Here is a 17,550-nt window from a genome sequence, read left to right as displayed (position 1 = left end):
CTGCTACCATATCCCCACACAAACGGCTTAAGAGGGGAAAGCGGTGACCGAGGTAAAATACGCCTATCATCTTAAACGCAGCGCGATTTTGTTAGGCATCCTGTTTTTTGGCTGGTTTACCGGCTTTTCCTACCAGCAGATAGACCAAACCTCTAACTGGCTGGAAGTCGGCCGTTCGGCGACCCTCACGGTAGAACAGACCAAAACGCTGCTGGCCGCAACCACGGCCATATTTGCTCTGCTCACCATAATGTCTCTTATCGCTCTGGCAAACAGCTTTATTTCCTCACGCTGCCGCCTGATCTTCGGCGATAGTGCCGTCAGCTATCCAAAGGGGCACGTGTTTCCTAAAACGATTGAGGTCCCCTATCGGGATATCATCAGCATCGAGCGGGTTAACGCGCAGTTTAATGAGGCTATGGCGGTGACCACTTTGCAGGGCAAGCACGTGATTCAAAAAGGCATGATGAAAAACGAAGCGGCGTTCACCGAGGCGTACGAATACTTGAAAAAGAAGATCGAGGCGAAAAGCTAACGCGCCGCGGCAGCGCGGCGCGCTATATGGAAAAAGGCTATTTCTTCATTAAATCCTTCAGGTTTGCAAAGGGGCTATAGGTCGCCTCGCCTACCTCTTTCTGTGCATCTTCGCCGGCAACGACCGTCGTACCATACTGTTCCGCTTCCGTATACTTCGAGTGTTCATGGTCGTGGCAGTACAGGCAAAGCATTTCCCAGTTGCTACCGTCTTCCGGATTATTGGAATGGTCGTGATCGATGTGGTGAACCGTCAGTTCGCGCAGGTTTGAATAGGTAAATTCGCGCGCGCACCGCCCGCACACCCAGGGAAAAAGCTTCAACGCCTTCTCCCGATAGCCGCTCTCCAGCCTGGCATAGTTTTTAGGAATGTAAGCCATAAGCCCCGTTCTCATTAATGTTCGATAGAAAGCGCCATTTTAACGCTAAAAAAACCGGGTGAACAGTCGGCGTTAAGGCCCGCTCTCACTTAGCGTCAGCGCGCAACACGTTCCTATTTCCCCTTGCGATTTTTTGATTAATCGCCTTCTTCGTTTTTTAATTAAGAAAGAATTAACAGGAACGTTTCCATTTACTTCTTTATATTAGCTACACCGGTAAGCTTAATCGAGAAATCTAATTATAAATATATTAAATGCATATTTAATTAATCTCGAAATCGTAAAGAACCGTAAAAATAATTAATGACACAGATCACAAAAATATAAAACCAAAGGAAAGTGGAATATGTAATGAAAATGAAAAAAGCATGCATACAAGAAAAACAAATAACATTTACCTTAAATATAGATATATCAAAAAACTTCTGAAATGATCTTCTCACACGCATATAAACAGAATTTAATAACGGAATAGATCTTATGAAAATTGAATAATCCTTTTCCGATTTATGGAAAATTAATTAATTGTTAAATAAAAGAAACAATAAGCGTTTTGGCATTCCCCCACAAACGCTTTCCATCAGGCTTATCCCCTTAAAATTAATGACTAAAATCAAAAACCACTCAGTCTTTATGGTTATCTTATGCTTCGGTGATACCTCTTTGTGATTAATTTTTAAGGCAAGGATCACTTTCAGCCCCGCCGCCTCCCCGGCGCGGGCTGGCTAATAAAAATAGCCGACAAAGGGTGTCAGCACCCAAGAAGCAATGCATTTATTCTTATACCAAGGGGCCCACAATGAGCATACGTCGACGATCGCTTTCCTGTGCGCTGTTACTCTCGTTCGGAGTAATGTTGCCTCCCACCGTAGCGCAAGCGCAGCCCTCCGCCGCGCCCGCCGCTACGTCAGGAGCACCGGCGCAACAGGCGGCAACACCGCCGGTTGAACCGTATCCTCCCCGCACGCTGGAAGGATACGTAGTTCAGGAAAAAGATTATTGGGATTATCTGCTTAAAAACCATCCCGTTTTCAAATATCAGGCCGCAGGCCGAATAGTAGGCGAACCCCAGCTTAGCGACCGGGGTGAAGAGTTTGTAGAGATTAGCGGCGGCAAAGCCTATGCGGAAAAACACGGGCGGCCGACCTCCATCACCTATCGCCTGGGCGCAGAATCCTTTCTGGATTTACCCAACAAGTTTGTTGGTCCGGAGAAGTGCGGAGAATGTCACCCGGCACAGTATGAAAAGTGGGAGCGCTCGCGCCACGCCAAGACCATTCGCTTCCCAAGCGAGATGGACGAAGTGCCGGATAAGGACTTCCATAAAGGCATGTACGGCAGTAAAGCCTCTATTCTTCCACAGGGGATTACGCACGACGCTATCTTCGCTATCGTCGGTACGCCGCGTACCAAATACGGCTTTGTTGACAGCTACCTTGTTCGCGGAACCTACCACATTAAAGACGGACTGTTAAAAGACGGCACCGGTACGCTGGTCGCCGGCGGAAACCAGTTCTCTCGCGGCTGGGCGGAGACCTTAACGCCAGAAATGGTGAAGAAGATCGCAAGCTACGTACCGGGTTTCCCCACCAAGCCGGAAGACTTTGGTATCCGAGGCTCTGAAGTATGGGGCATGACGTCTTACGGCGCGTCCGACCGGAAAAACTTCCTGTTCCAGCCCGCCAGTTCCTATTGCGAAGTGTGCCATACCTTCAAGTTCGACTTTAAGAATTCGAATGAATTCTTCGCCGCTCTCGGCAAGCCGGAAGAGCTTAGGAAGCATACCATCAGTAAAGGCATCGCCTGTGAAGAGTGTCACGGTGCGGGCGCACACCTTTACGGCGCGCGCGGCGCGGGGATGCCTTCTAACTGTGAACGCTGCCACCAGCGTTTCGCCTGGGACCCTAAAGACGCCGAGAAGAACCCTAAAAATCCGTTCAACTCTTACTTCAAGTCCGCCTGTCCGGCTTGCGGTACGGAAGGTTCGCAGATGTTCAACACCGCCCACTATGAAAAAGGGATGCGTTGTTCTACCTGTCACGATCCGCATGAAGTCACTTCCAACGACTGGAAGTCCGGCTTTACCCGCACCAACCTGAAGAAGCAGTGTACGGACTGCCACGAACAGCAAAAGCAGTTTATGGCTCAAGGGGACACCCACAGCAAAAACAACTGTACCGCCTGTCACATGCCTAATATGGGCAGCTGCGAGAACTTCGCGGCGATCCAGTTCCCCGATATGGCCGGCTTCGACAACGTTCGTAAATCGCATATCTGGAAGATTAACGTAGACGAAAAGGCGAAAACGCTGAACCCGCCGGAAGGAAAGCCGCGTGATTCTAGCGTCAAAGGTTGGACCATCGCCAAGCAGGACGGTAAAGGCTATATCGACCTGATGTGGTCCTGTGGACGCACCAGCTTCAGCGATATCGACGTTGCTGAAGGCGGCGGCTGTCACAGTCCGGTGCAGACCGTGCTGTCTGAAAGGCTGCAGTTCAAAGATCAGGAAACCATCTACGGCAAGGTTGTAGAGTGGCAGACCCCGGTTAAAACCGGCTACGCCGAGATCGAAAACGGACTGAAGCTTATCGACAAAAAGCTGCCTAAGAGCGGCCTGAGCCTGGACGAAAAAGTTCAAGTTCAGCTGTTTGCCAAGCAGGCTCGAGAAATTGCCAATGCGGTCAAGAAAGACGGTTCGTGGGGCGTCCATGGCCCACATTACACCAAGAGCCGTATTGAGGAAGGCCAGGCCTATATTCAACAGGCTCAGGCTATTCTGAGCGGCGAAGCCCGCAAAAATAAAGGTAAAATGTAATTCAGCGCCATCACTCGTTGAACTACGTCAACGGCGCCCGCAGGGGCGCCGTCATATACACTAAATAATTCGAGTTGCAGGACAAAACGCCTACGGCGTTTTGAACAGCGCTTGCGCTGGCCCTGAAAGGGTGAGTCCCGTAGGGACGAATCACGCGGCAAGCTCGAGAATCCCTAAGAGCGAACATAAGTACGTGACTAGGGTGAACGAGTGCAGCCAACGCACATGCAACTTGAAGTATGACGTGTATATTCAACCGGTAAGGACGTTCTATGTTAATTCGACATACGCTTATTCCCGCACTGGCGCTCATTGGCGCGGTCGCCCTCTCGCCACTGTCTTACGCTGGCGGCATGGAAGCGCCCGAACGCGTTCTTGATGAATACACGCCGATGCACATCACGCTGAATCAGGCTGAAGCCATGCACGGGCAAAAAAACGTCTACTTTCTTGACGTTAATCCCGATGAAATCTGGAATCAGGGGCATGTTCCCGGCGCTATCCACATCAATCAGGAAAAGTGGCAAAGCCTTCTCCCCAAGGACAAGAACGCAACGCTTATTTTCTACTGCATGAATAAGCTTTGTACCGCCAGCACCGATGCAGCCCGAGAGACGAAAAAGCTTGGCTATACGCACGTATACACCATGCCGGACGGCGTTTTCGGATGGATGGAGTCAGGGAAAGACCTCGAACGAGGAGAAATGCCTAAAACGGACTTTACGCCAGGAAAGAGCTAATTTCCTATCCTTGTATCCAAAGGGCGCAATGCGCCCTTTTTTCATTGCCCGCATTTGGCCTTTAGCGTACGTTTCTGCGCTTTTTTGAGAAATCCGACTCCCAGTCCTGCGCTTCTATTTTTCAGGCGCTACGGCTTCATTAGGCGGCTTAAACGCCGCCATTCTTTGTCGGCAAGCAATAATGCGCGGGCAGAAAAAAGCCACTCGCATTCACGAATGGCCTTATGTTTCTCACGCTATGCGGCGTTAAGGGCGCGCTTTTCCACCGGACTGCGCCAGACGTATGCTCTCTTCTATCGCCGCGATGCGTTTGTCATTTGGCGGCAGCAGATGCAGTAAACGCTTCCAGGCGCGAACAGCCTGCACGTAATCCTGCAGTTCGTAAGCGTTATAGCCGAACAGGCTAAGCGCCTGAATATTATCGCCATCCTTGTTCAATACGCCGACCAGTACCTCGCTGGCGAGTATATTGTCATTACGCTCTTCGGAGCGCACCAGAAGCTCCGCATATCCCAATTGGATATCGACGTTTCCCGGCGCTCTGCGGCTGGCTTCGGCAAACGCCTCTATGCCGGTGGTCATGTCGCGCATATACAGCCCCAGTCTTCCCAACATAACCCAGTCGTCAACCCGCTCAGGATGCTCCGCAAGCTCGCTGCGAAGCCCTACGGCCAGCGTCGCCAGCTGCTGCCTGTCCATACTCTCAACGCCGGATTCAATCAGCGTTTGACGCAGCGCGGGAAGCTGGTTCACCCCCTGGCGCCATTCGTCCACCTTTTGATAGCTGCCGTTTAGCCAATAAACGCCGATAGAAACCGCAAGCAGCAGCGCCACGCCGGGAAGCGCCAGCATAAGCCGGTGGTTTGCCGAGGATGAGGAAGGCCCCGCCTTTTTCTCCTTCTGCGGCACGTCCTCCAACAGGTTGAACTGCAGCTCCTCTACCATCGGCGCAGCGTCCGCAACCAGACCCTGCCCCTCTTCGCGGGCAAGTTCGTCCAGCCGTTGCTGATAGAAGCGCTTGTTCAGTTCGTCTCGCGCCAGCGATGATTGCGCTTTTTCACTGCGACGATACAGGGGCCAGACAAAGGCAAAAACGCCTATCAAGAGCGCCAGTACGATGGTCAATATCAGTGACGTCATGATGCGACTACCTCTCTTTTTGCCGCCTTAAGGGGACGATATCGGGCGTCCAGCATGCACAGAATGCCGCCCAATGCCATAAATAGGCCGCCAAACCAAATCCAGCGCATAAAGGGCTTATAGTACAATCGAACGGACCACTGCCCGTCACCCAGATTTTCTCCCAGCGCGCCGTAAAGATCGCGGCCAATGCCGGCGTCAATGGCCGCTTCCGTCATCACCATTTTAGTCGTTGCGTAATAGCGTTTTTCAGGCGTCAGCGTCGCAACCTGACCGTCGCCTTTTGTGACGACCAGCGTACCCACGTCCGCCGTATAGTTGGGGCCGTCGATAAGCTTAACGTCGACGAGCTTAAAGCTATATCCTTCCAGCGCCACGCTGTCTCCGGGCTTCATGCGCACGTCTCTTTCAATGCTGTAGTTTTGGCTGAAAGCAATGCCGATAACCGTTACCGCAAGTCCCATATGGGCAAGAAACATACCCCACTGGCCGGCCGACAGCCTGCGGGCGCCTTGCCAGAACGAATGCCGATAGGTAATGCGCTCGTAAAAGGCAAAGCAGCTGAGCGTGGCTACCCATATCGCCATCATGAGCCCGATAAACGCAATCACCGAAAAGCGGGATTCGGTCAGCAAAAGGCCCCAGGAGATGCCGACGGTTAGCAGCCCCCCAATCATCAGCCGCTTGGTCAGCGGTGACAGAGAGTCTCTGCGCCAGCGCACCAGCGGGCCAACGCCCAACAGCAGCGCAAACGGGGCCATAATCCAGACAAACATGGTGTTAAAAAACGGCTCGCCGATAGAGATCGAGCCCAATCCCAGCTGCTTATGCACCAGCGGCAGCAGCGTTCCCAGCAGTACGACCAGCATGGCGGCCGTCAGCAGAATATTGTTGGCCAGCAGCATCGTCTCTCTGGAAAACAGGTCATAGCGTACTCGGCTCTTGTTCACCTGCCCGCCCTTAAAGGCGTACAGCAGCAGAGAGCCGCCGATAACCAGCACCAGAAAGCCCAGAATGAACATGCCGCGCGTCGGATCGGAGGCAAAGGCGTGAACCGACACCAGAATGCCCGAACGCACCAAAAACGTTCCCAGCAGGCAGAGCGAAAACGACACAATCGCCAACAGCACCGTCCAAGCCTTGAAGGTTCCGCGCTTTTCGGTGACGGCCAACGAGTGCAGCAGCGCCGTTCCTGAAATCCACGGCATCAGCGAGGCGTTTTCCACCGGATCCCAGAACCACCATCCACCCCAGCCAAGCTCGTAATAGGCCCAAAACGACCCCAGCACGATGCCCAACGTCAGGAATATCCAGGCGGCCAGCGTCCAAGGCCTTGACCATCTGGCCCAGGCGGTGTCGAGCCGCCCGCTCATCAGCGAAGCGATGGCGAAGGCAAACGCGACGGAAAAGCCGACGTATCCCATATAGAGCAGCGGCGGGTGGAAAATCAACCCGACGTCCTGTAGCAGCGGATTCAGATCGTGCCCGTCGATAGGGAAAAACGGCAGCAAACGCTCAAACGGGTTAGAGGTCAGCGTCACGAACAGCAAAAAGCCAACGTTGATCATTCCCATCACCGAAAGCACCCTGGCAACCGCCTCAAGCGGCATGCGGCGGCTGAACAGCGCAACGGCCAGCGTCCAGGACGACAGCAGAACGACCCAAAGCAGCAGCGATCCTTCATGCGCCCCCCAGGCGGCGGCAATGCGGTAATATACCGGGAGTTCACTGTTGGAGTTGTTAGCGACGTATACCACCGAAAAATCATTGTTAATCAGTGAATAAACCAGGCACAAGAAGGAAATCATCGTTGATGCGAACAGCGCATAGCTCAAAGGCCGTGCCGTATTCATTATCTGTTGATGTTGGCGATAGGCACCGATGAGAGGGTAAACGCTAAGCAATGCCGCCAAGGCTAAAGAGAGCGCCAGGAAAAAGTGGCCCGTTTCCGGTATCATGACGGCGCTCTCCCGGAGTTAACACGCTTTTTGCTGACACAGATATACGCAGAGTGCTTCATCTATCGCTTCCTTCACAGAAAAGTATTTATTAAAAAAATCGATATAGAATCTTTTATCTCATTATTATTTTGGTCCAGTCGAGGTTCAATTCTGGCCAAATCTTAGTAAAATCGATAACACTAACCACTTTATCTAATATATTAAATTGTCTTTGAGATAGTATCGGCAAAGGCAAAATGCTTAAACCGCATTATTTCGCTTTATTGCTCCACATCAAATAATAAATCCGCCCATCCTGGATGAATGAAGTTTATTTTTCATACCAAATGTTAAATTGAGATAGATCAATCAAAGTCGCTATAAATAACTCTAAAGTACTAACTGGCTTTTAATACCAAAAACAGGTGCCAAAACAAGTAAAGCCAATATATGAAATGCGGATAACAATTATCCCTATAACGCATTTTTCTATTCCTTTATGGAGTAGTCATTTTTATTTTTCACTATTTTATAAAAATTAAAAAAGACTGGAATCGTGTTAAGAGGAAAAAACAATGACCCCCGTTTTTCTATTTAAGCCTCTGTCGTCAATACCTACAGCCTCCCCTTTTCCGCCAAGGATCGTAGAGCAAGCGCAGGAACTCGCCAAAACCGGTAAAAGGAGAATGCCATGAGCCACTCTCGCCGCCGTTTTTTACTGGCCGTCGGATCCGCCGTATTAATAGCAGGTTCGGGAAGAGCGATCGCCAACGCCATAACTCAAAAGGGCAAGCGCTACGCGTTAATTCACGATGAAACCCGCTGTATCGGATGCAATGAATGCGCCGTCGCCTGCGCCAAGGCCAACGACGTTACCGCTGGCTACTCGCGCCTTAGCATGATCCCTCTGCCCAAATCCGAGCAGAACGACAATGAAGAACGCTACTTTCGCCACTCCTGCCAACAGTGTGACGATGCGCCCTGCATCAGCGTCTGCCCGACCGGCGCCTCCTATCGGGATGAAAACGGCATCGTACAAATTAATAAGGCGCTGTGTTTAGGATGCGATTACTGCGTTTCGGCCTGCCCTTACGACGTGCGCTATATCGATCCGGTTAAGCACGTCGCCGATAAGTGCGACTTTTGCAGTGAAAAGCGCCTGAGTCAGGGATTTATGCCGGTCTGCGTCAGAATCTGCCCGAAAAACGCGCTGTTTTTCGGCGAAGAAGAAAGCGCAGACGTTCAGCGCCAGCTGCGCGTCGGCACCTACTATGTCCATCAGCTGAAAAACGTCGGTAAGCCCCATATTTACCGCATCGTTTCTTTATAAAAGGAGGCAAACGATGAGCCACTCATGGAACGCCGAGCAGTTTCAGTCTCAACTCTCCTCCCACGTTACGGTGTATACGCCCGACTATTGGCCTACCTGGCTGATTTTAATCGCGTTGGCGATAGTCGGCATGCTGGCCGCGTTGGGGCTTCACGCCTTTTTACGCTATAAGCTTGCCCCCAAAATCAGGCTTGGGCATCAGCATAAAAGCTATTTGTACCCCATCAGCGTCAGGGCCTGGCACTGGAGCAACGCGGCGCTGTTCGTCGTACTGCTGGCCAGCGGCCTGCTTAACCACTTCGCGGTAGGCCCCTATCAGCTCATGGCGACGCTGGTTCAGGTACATAAAATCGCCGGCTTCCTCCTATTAATAAGCTGGATAGGTTTTGTGCTAATCAACGCCTACGGCGGAAACGGCCACCACTATATCGTTCGCTTCAAAGGATTTGTGGGCCGTGCGGTTAAACAAACCCGGTTCTATCTTTTCGGCATCATGAAAGGAGAACCCCACCCTTTCGAATCCAATGAGGAAAATAAGTTTAATCCTCTGCAACAGGCGGCCTATGTCGCCATAATGTATCTTCTGGTGCCCGCGCTGCTGCTAACCGGTTTTCTGTGCCTGTATCCCTCCTTAGGGCTGGCTGCGGGAATGGGATTTTGGGCGCTGAAGCTTCACTTTGTGCTGGCTCTAGCGGGCCTGATGTTTATGCTGGGCCACCTGTATCTTTGTACGACGGGCGATACGCCGACCACCTCTTTTCACTCAATGATCGACGGCTATCATCGCCATCATGACATTGAAATTATCAGTGAAAATAAGCCGGTGGAAGCGGCGCAACGGCGCGCTACCGGCCAAACGGTGACGCCGTAGCGTAAGCGTAAACAAACAAAAAAGCCGCCGCGCCAGGTACTTCATACGTATCTGGCGCGATGCTTTACAAGAAAGATATTTCATAGAAAAAGAAGCCTTAGTCCAATATTTTATTCTGAGACAACAACATTTATTTACAAAATGAATCCGGCGCAAAGCCTTGCTACGCCTGGCCTGAAGGCAACCTGCGCTAGCGGAGGTAATTTTTGCCATTGTGAAGGATTGCCAAAGCGTAATAAGTGCTATATGGTACGCCCCCTGCGCTCACCCCAGCGGATGGAGATAGCATCGCTATCACCGACGTTTCATTGAAGCATGTCTTATCGGTAAACGATTGACGCCGATAATTCGGAGGTTCTCTGAAAATGAGTGCGGAATTGATTATTTCAGGTGTGGATATTGATGAATAACATCTTTACCCACATTGAATAGGGCTTTTGGGAAGGGCTTGGAAAATAATGCAACAAAACGCGGTACGAATGAAAAGAGTACTTACAGCCCCCGCGCTGGTATTCTTTGGACTGGCCTATATGGTTCCCCTCGGCATCTTTACTACCTACGGACAAGTCACCGTACTTAGCGAAGGCCACCTGCCCGTAGCTTACGTGATTACGCTCGCTGCGGTTCTGTTCACAGCACTCAGCTACTGTCGTATGACCAGCGCGCTCCCACTGTCGGGTTCAGCCTACTCTTACGTACAAAAGACCTTTGGCGGCAATCTGGGCTTTCTGGTCGGCTGGACTCAGCTGCTCGACTACCTGTTTTTGCCGATCATTAACTACATCGCTATCGGCATCTATATGCACGAGGCTTTCCCCTCGATACCGATGAGCGTCATTATCTGCAGTACGATTTTCGTCGTGACCATGCTGAACATTCTCGGCATCAAACTCGTCACGATGATGAACATGCTGATCATCGTTATGCAGCTCGTCTTTATCGGCATCTTCTTATATCTTTGCGTGAAGACTTCATTCACCTTCGATCCGGAAGTTTTGCTGCGGCCGATTCTGTTCGCGACCGATCAGGTCTCAGGCCTGTTTGCCGGTGCGGCGGTGCTGTGCCTCGCCTTCCTGGGCTTTGACGCCATTTCAACCATGGCCGAAGAGACGAAGGACGCCAAACGCGCCCTGCCGCGTGCGATTATGTACACCGTATTTATCGCCGGCGCGCTGTTTATCGTCATCTCCTACTTCGCCCACCTGACCTACCCGGCGTGGCAGGACTTCATTCCGAACGCGGACACCGCCAGCATTGAGGTGATGAAACGCGTAGGCGGAACGATGCTGGCGTTCAGCTTCATCATGGCTTACGTGATCGGCGTTTTCGCTTCGGCCATGACGTCTCAGGCAAGCATCGTACGCATCTTTTACGCCATGGGCCGCGAAGGCGTACTGCCCAAGTCGGTATTTGCCTATATACACCCGAAGCTGCAGACGCCGGTGCTGTCGATTATCTTCGTCGGCCTGGTCTCGCTGTTCTCTCTGGTGCTGTCGCTCGGCATGGTTGCGTCAATGATAAGCTTCGGCGCGCTTATCGCCTTCACGTTCGTCAACCTGTCGGTTATCAAGCACTTTATCATCGACAGCAAAGAGCGCCACGGCGTGAAAAAGCTGTTTACCTGTCTGGTGCTGCCTTCCATCGGCGTACTGCTCACGCTGTGGCTCTGGACCAGTCTTGATAAAGAAGCGCTGACGGTGGGAATTATCTGGCTAGCGATAGGTACGGCGTATCTCACGTTTATTACGCGCGGCTTCCGCAAGACGCCGCCGTCAATCTCCGCTGAAGAAGTCGATCTGATTATCGGCTAATCCGCCTGCGGTTACGCCAGTAAAGCCTAACGGGGGGAATTCAGTTTCCCCCCGTTTTACTATTTAAGACACCCGCCCTGTCGCGGGAAACGCCGGTAGCCCTGTCGCCCTGCCGGTGGGTATCAACATTGACATAAGTGGACTTTCGATAATGACGAAAACCGTGGCCGACGCCATTTATCATAATGGCTATATCTATACTGCCGACGCGCAAAACCGCGTTGTCGACGCTATCGCTATCGCAGCGGGTAAAGTGCTTGCCTGTGGCAGCGTCGAAGAGATGGGTCAATTCGCCGGCTCACATACCGAGCAAATCGATTTACAGGGAAGAATGATGATGCCGGGCATCATCGATGGCCATATGCATCCCTTCTGGGGCGGTGAACAGCTTTCCGGATGCCACCTAAACTATGAATCGCTCACCATCGAACAAATTCTTGAGCGCGTGCAGCAGCACCTGGACAAAGACGTATTAGAAGGCGAAAACGACTGGCTGAAAGTAACCGCTTGGCTTCGTCAGGGCATGCTGCCCGCGGGCGTTAACATGTACCGTTCGGACATGGACCGCCTAAACACCAAACGCCCCGTTATTCTGTTTTCCAACGACTGCCACACCCTGCTGGCAAACAGCCGGGCGCTGGAGCTGTTTGGCATCGATAAAAACGCGCCGGAGCCAAGCGACGGCAAAATCGGCAAAGACGAAAACGGCGAACTTAACGGCATTCTGGAAGACGCGCCCGCCATGCGCGCCGCCGACAGCATTCCGTCTCTCAACGCCGCTCAGGCCGTCAAGGTTGCCGCCATGGTGCAGCGCGAGCTGAACAAACAGGGCGTAACCGCCGTCATGGACGCCCGCGTTTCCCCCCTTCAACTGGACGCTTTCAGCGAACTGCAAAAGTCCGGCGAGCTGACGGTTCGTTTCCAAGCGGCGAAAGAAATTACGCCGGACGACGCCTACAGCGTTGAAGCGGTCGGTAAAGCGGTGGATAACGCCGTAGCCTTCGCAAACCGCTACCATCAGGCCGAGTGGACGCCGGCGCCGGGCATTGGCCTGCGCAACATCAAGATGTTTGTCGACGGCGTGCTTCAGCCGCCGACCATGACCGCCTCGCTGCTTGAGCCCTACACCATCAACTTCGGAACCGAAGCTGAACCAAACTGGCAAAAGACCGAACGCTACGGCGATCTCTACTTCACGCCGGAGATCCTCGACGAGCTGATGGTGAAAATCGCAGCCGCAGGCTTTGATCCTCATCTTCATACGGTCGGCGAAGGCGCAGTGTCCATTGCCCTGGATGCTATTGAAAAGATGCGAGCGGCCCATCCCGGTAAGGACATCCGTCCCGGTTTGGCCCACAACGAGCTGGTTCACGAGAAAGACTTTGAGCGCTTTGCCCGCCTTGGCGCTATCGCCTGCCTGTCCTTCCAGTGGGCTGCGCCGACGACGGAGCTTATCGCTGCGGAAACCATGATGCTGGGAGAAAAGCGCATGGAAAACCTGGAGCCCATCGCCAAATTTGTTGACGCCGGCGCGGTCGTCGCCTTCGGCAGCGACTGGCCAATCGACGCGCTGGACGAGTGGTTCGACCTGAAAGTTGCCGCTACCCGTCAGGGCCGTACGGTAAACGGCGTAACGCCGCCGCGTCTGGATAACGATCGCAATCTGACCGTAACCGAAGTTTTACGTTCAGCGACTATCGACTCAGCCTACGCTCAGCATCGAGAAGACGTTATCGGCTCTCTGGAACCCGGCAAGTTCGCCGACATGATCGTACTTGACCGCAACGTGTTCCAAATTCCCGCGGCCGACATCGAGAACGTGAAGGTGCTTTGCACCGTCGTGGGTGGAAAGACCGTATACCGCGCGGAGTAATGCGCATCAAGTAGCTAATAAATAAAAAACCGCCCCTGCGTTTTCGCAGAGGCGGTTTTTTTACGTTGGCAGAAAAGCTATGCCCTACTTGGCGGGAGCAATCACGCCCTCTTCAACGACTTTATCCAGCGTCATGATCATCACCACCGTACGGGGAACGAAGGTGCGCACGTCGGCACGCTCGTTTTCCAGATCGTGCGCATTGCTGGTCTCTACGCCCAGACCATCGATGGTAGGAATGTAGCGAGAGGTAAAGTTGCCGATAGAAACGCCGCCGGTCGCCCATTCAACCACGTTGGCGCCGTACTGCTTGTGGGCAATGCTCTTGTAAATATCCGCAAGCTTGGCCGCCTGAGGCGTTTTTTCCATTGCAGGCATGGAGTTTGACGGCCCAACCAGCGTTACCTTCGCCCCCTTCACGGTCGGCGACGCGGCAATCTTTTTAAGTTCGGCGTCGATTCTGTCGCGATCCGCGCTCTTGAAGCCGCGGATATCCAGCTTGGCGTAGGCATCTTTCGGAATGGCGTTGACCTTGGTATTGCCCGTTTTGATAACGCCGACGTTGATAGTAATCTCAGGCAGGAACTGGCCATGGTCGACAACGCCGCGCTTTTTCAGCGCCTCGGCGGTGTAATCAGCGGGGTTTCCCGGCAGCGGCGTCGCCAGCTTCATGATGCGGGTAATCTGATTAGCCAGCTCAACGGTTGCGCTGGCGCTTGACTGCGCGCTGTTGCCCGCGTGCCCCGTCAGCCCTTCGACGTTGATTTCATAGTTCACCACCCACTTACGCTGGGTGTTCATGCCCCATCCGGTCGGAGAGGAGTCGACGGACAGCGTCAGGTCGTGGCGCTTGGCCAGCTCTTCGAGGATCTTGTCTTCCGTTGCGGAGCCGGTTTCTTCTTCAGCGTCAAAGTAGAAGGTCATCTCGGCAAAATTAGTGAAGCCGAGCTGCTTGAGCGATTTGGCAAAGTGAAGCAGCTGCGCAACGGATGCCTTGCTGTCCCCAGCCCCTGGCCCTTTCACTAGCCCGGTAGACTCATCATAGCCGTAGGGCTGCTTTGCCAGGCTGCCGACCGGCTGTACGGTATCCGTATGCCCCAGAAGCAGCACGCGCAGCTTGCCGTTGCCCTTAATATTGGCGATAACGTGAGTTCCCTGCTCGTTCTGGCGAAACTCGACCTGATAACCCAGCGCTTCAAACTGCGCCTTCACCCATTCGGCCATTTTTTTGCTGCCTTCCAGATTACCGGTAGGCGATTCAATTTCAGTAATCGTTTTATGATCGGCCAGATAGGCGGGGAACGCGTCGCCGACCACCTGCTTGACGCGCTCGGCCTCCAGCGCGGCAAAAGAGGAAAAACTCAGGCCCAACAGCAAAGGCGCCACCGCCAGCTTATGCATTTTCACTTACTTGATTCTCCGTATCGTTATTGTTGTTTTTTCGCCGATGGTAACGAATGTTCCACATCGGCGAATTTTTATGTTTATATCATGGCAAATGGTGAATATAAATTTATTTTTAATGACAAATAAATCATAAGAGCAAATATTGAACATACCGAGAATGGATGGGATGCGGTGGCTGACCAACGCCTGTAAAGGTGTTCCATCAGATAAGACAAAGCCTCTTGGCTAAATGCCAAAAGGCTTTGACGTTACGTCAGGTTAAAACCTCAAGCGGATACTGGTTCACCTTTCGGAGGATCGAACGCCGTTACCGCTAGCGCCGGGCCGGTATATTTCTCAACGGAAACCAGCGAAGTATTGCAAGAACAGCTGTTGGCCAGTTGGGAGGATGGAATATCGTCTGTCAGCACGTTAGCGCCGCCGTTCTTACAAATTCCCGTCGCCGGATCCAGATCGGGCCAGGCCCCTTCGTGAATACAAACGACGCCCGGCTTAATGCCGTCGGTAACCACCGCGCCGACCAATACTTGGCCGCGATCGTTATACGCACGAACCAGATCGCCGTTAGCGATGCCACGCGCTTTAGCATCGTCAGCATTAATCACGATAGGTTCGCGACCGGCTACGGCATACTGCTCTCGCAGCGTCGCATAGTTTAGCTGGCTGTGTAGACGATGCGGCGGATGCGAAGTAATAAGCTGCAGCTGTCCCTCTTTTGCCGAGCCTTTCCATTCCTTAGGTTCAAGCCAAGCCGGGTGCGCCGGGCAGTCCTTATAGCCGAAGCCTTCAATGGTCTTGGAGTAGATTTCTATCTTGCCGCTCGGCGTCCCCAGCGGGTTCATTACCGGATCGGCGCGGAACTCGGCGTAGCGCACGAACTTTGCGTTTTTGTCGCTCTTGCGCATTTCAATCAGCTTGTTTTCCTGCCAGAACTGGCTGAACATCGGCATCGCCACGCGTTGAGCGCGTGCGCCCTTCTGCGCTGCGTCATAGAACTCTTTCAGCCAATCCATCTCCTCTTTGCCTTCGGTAAAGACCTTGCGGCCGCCAGCCTTGAGCAGCTCGGTCATATCGGCAAACACGTCAAAGTCGTTGCGCGACTCGTACATCGGAGGAACAACCTGCTTCATCGGCACCAGGTGCTGGTTACTGTAGTCGCCGCTCATGGTCAAGTCGTTGCGCTCAAACGAGGTGGTGATCGGCAGCACGATGTCCGCATGCTTGGCCGCTGCCGTCCAGTAGCATTCAGAGATTACGATCATCTCCGGCTTCTGCCAGGCCTTGATCAGACGGTTAGTGTCCTGATGGTGGGTAAAGTTCGCGCCGCCGGTCCACCAAATCATCTTGATGTCAGGAAGCGTAACTTCATGGCCGTTATGCTGAATTTTTGTATTTGGCTTTTCCAGCGCATCGACGATACGCGCTACCGGAAAACTCGCGACGACTTCAGTCACCGGCCAGTCACTCCCCGCCGCGACAGAAGAGGACATTGACGGCAACACGCCGCCGACGCGAGTTGGATTGCCCCCATTCGCATAGTGGAAGGAGAAGCCAAAACCGCCGCCTTCAGTACCGATCTGGCCCAGCATCGCCGCCAGCGTCACCAGCATCCAATGTTTCTGTTCGCCGTACTGCTGGCGCTGAATACCCCAACCGCCCATGATCATAGTGCGGTTCTTGCTGAAAATTTCCGCCAGCAGCTCAAGCTGCTCGGCCGGCACGCCGCAGATCTCAGCCGCCCAGGCCGCGGTCTTCGGCGTCTTGTCGGTTTTGCCCAACAGGTACTCTTCGAACTTGTCGTAACCGGTGGTGTACTTATCCAGAAACGCCTTATCGTGCATCGACTTGGTGACCAGCGTATGGGCAATACCCAGCATCATCGCTACGTCGGTACCGACGTGAGGCGCAATCCACTGAGCGTTATCACCGAAAAATTCAATCGTTTCAGAGCGCATCGGGTCAATGGCGATCACTTTCTTGCCCGAGCTTTTGAGCTGGTTAAAAAACTCCAGCCCCTGCTCATCGGTAATCGAATACGCCGCTTTCAGCGTATTGAGCGGGTTAACGCCCCACAGCACCACAACCTGAGAATGCTCTAGGATCAGCGGATAAGAGGTCTGCTGTTCGTAAACCTCAACGGAACCCACCACGTGTGCCATAATGACCTGCGCCGCGCCCGTTGAATAGTCTCCCATATAGCCACAATAACCGCCCGCCAGGCTCATATAGCGCTGCATCAACGGTTGCGCCTTGTGGAGTACGCCGCTGGAACGCCATCCTGGCGCACCGGCATATATGGACGCAGGGCCGTACGCCTTACGAATACGCATATGCTGCTCATGAATGAGTTTATACGCCTCATCCCAGGAGACGCGGACAAACTCGTCGCTGCCGCGCTTGCCGTCCGGCGTGGTTGGGTTCGCCATAAAGCCCTTGCGCACCATCGGATACTTGATGCGCGCTTTAGTATAAAGCTGATCGACCACGGTCGATTGCATGCTGTTTGGTATCGTCTTCGCCAATGCGCCTTTGGAAGAAACCGCCTTCCCGTCTTTGACCTCTACGTACATTGCCCCCCAGTGAGCGGCTGTCAGTACGGTTCCGGCAGGGGCCTCGGCCCATGCCGGAAGAGGGATTGCTGAGGATATCGCCATAGCCCCAGCCGTTACTCCTGCACCCTTAATAAAACCTCGACGCGTTACGTTCATA

General features: G+C 53.1%; 11 protein-coding genes and 1 pseudogene. 7 read left to right on the top strand and 5 right to left on the bottom strand.

Annotated elements, in window-relative coordinates; genetic code table 11:
• Window positions 1–43 precede the first annotated feature (43 nt).
• Window positions 44–535: a hypothetical protein gene (locus G544_RS0101855; protein ID WP_027273011.1), complete on the top strand. Its 492-nt coding sequence runs from the start codon at window positions 44–46 to the stop codon at window positions 533–535.
• A 37-nt stretch (window positions 536–572) separates the two neighbouring features.
• Here the strand turns inward: G544_RS0101855 and yajD are convergent, their stop codons facing one another.
• Complete coding sequence (gene yajD / locus G544_RS0101850) at window positions 573–914, bottom strand: HNH nuclease YajD (RefSeq protein WP_027273010.1); 342 nt, start codon at window positions 912–914, stop codon at window positions 573–575.
• A gap of 799 nt (window positions 915–1,713) precedes the next feature.
• On the opposite strand from yajD, the gene G544_RS0101845 reads away from it, so the two are divergent.
• Together G544_RS0101845 and G544_RS19730 are read left to right on the top strand one after the other, a co-directional pair.
• Window positions 1,714–3,729: a cytochrome c3 family protein gene (locus tag G544_RS0101845; protein ID WP_027273009.1), complete on the top strand. Its 2,016-nt coding sequence runs from the start codon at window positions 1,714–1,716 to the stop codon at window positions 3,727–3,729.
• A 272-nt stretch (window positions 3,730–4,001) separates the two neighbouring features.
• On the top strand, window positions 4,002–4,469 hold the full coding sequence (locus tag G544_RS19730; RefSeq protein ID WP_071783231.1) for a rhodanese-like domain-containing protein: 468 nt from the start codon (window positions 4,002–4,004) through the stop codon (window positions 4,467–4,469).
• A gap of 246 nt (window positions 4,470–4,715) precedes the next feature.
• On the opposite strand, the gene ccmI is transcribed toward G544_RS19730, so the two are convergent.
• Both ccmI and G544_RS0101830 read right to left on the bottom strand, forming a co-directional pair.
• Window positions 4,716–5,609 (bottom strand): c-type cytochrome biogenesis protein CcmI, encoded by an 894-nt coding sequence (gene ccmI, locus G544_RS19725; RefSeq protein ID WP_051155524.1) that lies wholly within the window; start codon window positions 5,607–5,609, stop codon window positions 4,716–4,718.
• Entirely contained in the window at window positions 5,606–7,567 is a 1,962-nt protein-coding gene (locus G544_RS0101830) for a heme lyase CcmF/NrfE family subunit (protein WP_027273008.1), read from the bottom strand. The genes ccmI and G544_RS0101830 overlap by 4 nt, the downstream gene beginning before the upstream one ends.
• A 673-nt stretch (window positions 7,568–8,240) precedes the next feature.
• On the opposite strand from G544_RS0101830, the gene G544_RS0101825 reads away from it, so the two are divergent.
• From G544_RS0101825 to G544_RS0101810, 4 genes and pseudogenes are all read left to right on the top strand, one after another.
• Window positions 8,241–8,879: a 4Fe-4S dicluster domain-containing protein gene (locus G544_RS0101825; protein WP_027273007.1), complete on the top strand. Its 639-nt coding sequence runs from the start codon at window positions 8,241–8,243 to the stop codon at window positions 8,877–8,879.
• 13 nt (window positions 8,880–8,892) lie between these two features.
• A pseudogene (phsC, locus tag G544_RS19720) lies at window positions 8,893–9,669 on the top strand (thiosulfate reductase cytochrome B subunit); the annotation flags it as partial.
• Window positions 9,670–10,208: 539 nt separating this feature from the next.
• Window positions 10,209–11,561: an APC family permease gene (locus G544_RS0101815; RefSeq protein ID WP_027273006.1), complete on the top strand. Its 1,353-nt coding sequence runs from the start codon at window positions 10,209–10,211 to the stop codon at window positions 11,559–11,561.
• A 151-nt stretch (window positions 11,562–11,712) separates the two neighbouring features.
• Window positions 11,713–13,434, top strand: coding sequence for an amidohydrolase (locus G544_RS0101810; protein ID WP_027273005.1), 1,722 nt, complete (start codon window positions 11,713–11,715; stop codon window positions 13,432–13,434).
• Window positions 13,435–13,518: 84 nt separating this feature from the next.
• Here the strand turns inward: G544_RS0101810 and G544_RS0101805 are convergent, their stop codons facing one another.
• The gene (locus G544_RS0101805) at window positions 13,519–14,835 is read right to left on the bottom strand and encodes a M20/M25/M40 family metallo-hydrolase (protein WP_027273004.1); all 1,317 of its coding nucleotides are present in this window, start codon (window positions 14,833–14,835) and stop codon (window positions 13,519–13,521) included.
• A gap of 272 nt (window positions 14,836–15,107) precedes the next feature.
• Window positions 15,108–17,549, bottom strand: coding sequence for a trimethylamine-N-oxide reductase 2 (locus tag G544_RS0101800; protein WP_027273003.1), 2,442 nt, complete (start codon window positions 17,547–17,549; stop codon window positions 15,108–15,110).
• Between the last annotated feature and the right edge of the window lies 1 nt (window position 17,550).

The organism is Leminorella grimontii ATCC 33999 = DSM 5078 (genome assembly GCF_000439085.1).
GTDB lineage: Bacteria > Pseudomonadota > Gammaproteobacteria > Enterobacterales > Enterobacteriaceae > Leminorella > Leminorella grimontii.
The sequence above is the reverse complement of the archived record's forward strand: the minus strand, read 5'-3'. Positions and strand labels throughout refer to the sequence as shown.